The organism is Candidatus Binatia bacterium (assembly GCA_036382395.1).
Classification (GTDB): domain Bacteria; phylum Desulfobacterota; class Binatia; order HRBIN30; family HRBIN30; genus JAGDMS01.
The window spans coordinates 1-3,430 of the sequence record DASVHW010000125.1 but is presented as its reverse complement, the minus strand read 5'-3'; the positions used below and the strand labels follow the sequence as shown (position 1 = coordinate 3,430).

3 protein-coding genes are annotated in these 3,430 nt (G+C 62.9%); 1 reads left to right on the top strand and 2 read right to left on the bottom strand.

Annotated features, from left to right (window positions below):
* Positions 1–806 (bottom strand): biotin/lipoyl-binding protein (locus tag VF515_05975; GenBank protein ID HEX7407185.1); only part of this gene is annotated, 806 nt, incomplete at its 3' end.
* Positions 807–1,074: 268 nt separating this feature from the next.
* Here VF515_05975 and VF515_05970 point away from each other — a divergent pair.
* Complete coding sequence (locus VF515_05970; protein ID HEX7407184.1) at positions 1,075–2,424, top strand: hemolysin family protein; 1,350 nt, start codon at positions 1,075–1,077, stop codon at positions 2,422–2,424.
* A 72-nt stretch (positions 2,425–2,496) separates the two neighbouring features.
* Here the strand turns inward: VF515_05970 and VF515_05965 are convergent, their stop codons facing one another.
* The gene (locus VF515_05965; protein HEX7407183.1) at positions 2,497–3,414 is read right to left on the bottom strand and encodes an ABC transporter permease; all 918 of its coding nucleotides are present in this window, start codon (positions 3,412–3,414) and stop codon (positions 2,497–2,499) included.
* Between the last annotated feature and the right edge of the window lie 16 nt (positions 3,415–3,430).

Sequence of the window (3,430 nt, the reverse complement as noted above, 5' to 3'; positions counted from 1 at the left end):
CTCTCGTCCACCTTGCCGAGCACGTAAACTTCGCTGGTATCACCCTCGCTCATCACCAGCGTGGCCGAGGAGCCCAGCACCAGGATGGAGCTGACCGCGTCGCCGACTTCCACGTTTCGCGACAGGATCAGGCCGTCCATGGGTGCGACGATGGTCGTGTATCCAAGTTGCTCTTCCAACTGCTTCAAGGATGCCTGCGCCTGGTTGACCTGCGCGTCCGCCTGGGATGTTTTTGCCTTCAGCACGATCAGGTTGGCCTTCGACACCTGCTGCTTGTTCAAAGCGAGCTCGTAGTTCTTCTGCGCGTCGTCGAGCTGCGCCTGCGACACTACACCGTCCTTGGCCATGTTCTGGGCGCGATCGTAAGCGCGCTTGAGCAGCGGGACATCGGGACCCTCGGCGTCCACCTTGGCGCGCTCGAGGTCGGCCTTGGAGGCGCGGGATTGGGCTTCGGCAGCTTCCAGGAAGGCACGGGCCTGGCGGACCTGGGCAGTAATCTCGTCTTTATCGAGTTCCACGAGCAGGGTGCCGGTCTTCACGCGCTCGCCGGCGTCCACGTACCATTTCTTCACGATGCCGCTGGCCTTCGACTTGATATCGGTCTTGACGATGGGCGTGATCTTGCCGGTCGCGACCACGCTCTTGGCGAGGTCGCCTTTTTCGACTTTGGCCAGCTTCGAGGGGTCGATCTTGGCGCCCCCGCGCGTCATGGCAGTCACTACCAGCACGATGATGATGACGCCCACCAGCGATACGGTGACTATGATCCAGCGCTTTTTCTTCTTTTTTCCGTTGCCGTTCGCCACTCCCAGCCTCCAGCCCCGGCCCGGGTACCGCCGGGGTTAAATCTCGCTTCCGGTCTATCTTAGGGGAGACGTGCCGCCCCTCCCCTTTATTACGCCGGCCGCCACGAAAAAGTTCCCGGTTTTCCCAGGCGGACCCGGCCAGCCATCCTTTTCCTTAGACCCCAACTCCATGAAAAGGAAAGCAACGAAGTTTCAGTTTCGAGTTTCAGTTGCAGCGCTTTGACCCCGTTTCAACGATGGCGCAGGCCTGCTGCTACAATCGCCGGGCATGGTTGGTTACGTGCTGGTGCGCGTATTCGCCGTAGTCCTGCTGGTGGCGGCGAACGCTTTCTTTGTGGCGACCGAATTCGCCCTGATCAGCGTCCGCGATACGCGAATCCAGCAGATGATCGAGGCCGGCCGCCTCGGCGCCCGCAAGGTGCTGCGGCTGCATGAGCATCTCGACGACCTCCTGGCGGCCGTCCAACTGGGCGTTACCTTGGCCAGCCTGGGCCTCGGCTGGGTCGGCGAAGCGACGCTGGCCTCCGTTTTCGAACACGCCTTCGAGGGCCTGCCACACGGCGCCGCCTACTCCCACGCCCTTGGCGTGCTGATTTCGTTCCTCCTCATCACATACCTGCTGGTCGTACTGGGCGAACTGGTCCCCAAGTCGCTGGCGCTGCACCGCGGTGAGCGCATCGCGCTGGCCGTAGCCGGCCCCATGCTCGTCTTTATGGCGGTGGCGCGGCCTTTCCTGAGGATCATGAGCCGCTCCGCGTACTGGGTGCTCCGCCGCTTTGGGACCACGCAAATCCGTACCGCCGGCGTTCATTCACCCGAGGAGCTCAAGCTGATGGTGCGCTCCTCGCACCATCACGGGATGATTGCCAACATCGAGCACGAGATGGCGGTGCGCGCGCTCGAATTGGGCGAGCTAACGGTGCGCCAGATCATGGTGCCGCGCCGGCGCATCTTCTCGCTGCCCGCCGACATGCCGCTGGAGCAGGCGCTGGCGCGCGTCGTCGAGGAGCAACACTCGCGGGTGCCGGTGTACGACCCGCAGCGCGGCCCCGAGTACATCATTGGCCTGCTCTACAGCAAGGACCTGACGCGCTGGATGCGCCTGCGCTATACCAAGGGCACCGCCGAGGAAGCGGGTGTCCGGCTGGCCCAAATGACCGTGCGCGACATCATGCACCACGTGCTCGTCGTGCCGGAAACCAAGCCCCTGACCGACCTGCTGGTGGAGTTTCGCCGCCGCAAGCGCCACTTGGCCGTGGTTGTGGATGAGTTTGGCTCTACCTCCGGAGTGGTCACGGTGGAGGACGTCCTGGAGCAAGTCGTCGGCGAGATTGAGGACGAATTCGACGTCGCCGTGCCTTCGTTCCCGGCGGGCGCCAGCACCATGGTGCTCGACGGCTCAACCACTATTCGCGACCTGGAAACGCAGAATCACTTCACCCTGCCGTCGGACCAGGGATATGAAACCCTCGCCGGATTCATGCTGTTTCAGTTCCAGCGCATCCCGCGCACCGGGGAATCAGTGGACTACGTGAACCGCCGCTTCACGGTGCTCGATATGGATGGACGCAGAGTAGCGAAGGTTTTGGTGGAAACTGTGGAGCCGAAGAAGGCCTAAGGCAGCGCGAAAACAGGCTTTAGGCTTTAGGTATTAGGCGTTAGGGAAGTTGGATTTCCCGAAGCCCGAAGCCTATTGTCGTATTCTCGGATTCGCCACCGAATAGAGAATGTCGGTAAAAAAATTCACTGCCACATACGTCAACCCGATCGCCAGGATGCAGCCCTGCACCAGGTAGTAGTCGCGGTTGGAGATCGCCTGGATAGTCAGGCGTCCGATTCCCGGCCACGAGAAGATCGTTTCCGTGACGATGGCGCCCGCCAGTAAGGCGCCAAACTGCAAGCCGATCACGGTGAGTACCGGGACCATGGCGTTGCGCAACGCGTGCCGGTACACAACGGTGCGCTCGGGCAGGCCCTTGGCGCGCGCGGTGCGAATGTAGTCCTGCCCCAGTTCCTCCAGCATCGAGGTGCGCACCATGCGCGTCAGGATCGCCGCCAGCGCGCCGCCCATGGTGACTGCCGGCAGAACCAGGTGCGCCAAGGTGCCGCTGCCGGAGACGGGCAGCGCTCCCAGGTAGATCGCGAAAAACAAGATCAACACCGGGCCGAGCGCGAAATTGGGGAACGACAGGCCGAGCAGGCTGACAAAGCTGATGGCGCGGTCGTCCCAGCGATTGCGCCTCCGCGCCGACCGTACGCCAGCCGGAATGGACAGCAGCAGCGCCACCGCGAGCGAGGCCAGGGTCAGCCGCAGCGTGTACGGGTAGCGCGTAGCGATGAGCTGGGTGACGCCCTGGTTAAAGCGCAACGACTGTCCCAAGTCGCCGTGCAGCACGCCTTTCCAGTAATTCACGTACTGGCGCCCGATCGGGACGTCGAGCCCGTAGGCGTGCCGCGTCGCCTGGATGTCGGCCGCCGCCGCGCCTTCGCCCAGCATCTGCTGTATCGGGTCGCCCGGCACCAGGTGGATGAGCAGAAAAACCACCGACACCACTAGCCACAGCACCGGGATGGTGTAGAGCAGGCGTTGTGTGAGGAGGCGAAACATGCCGAACAGACTGAAT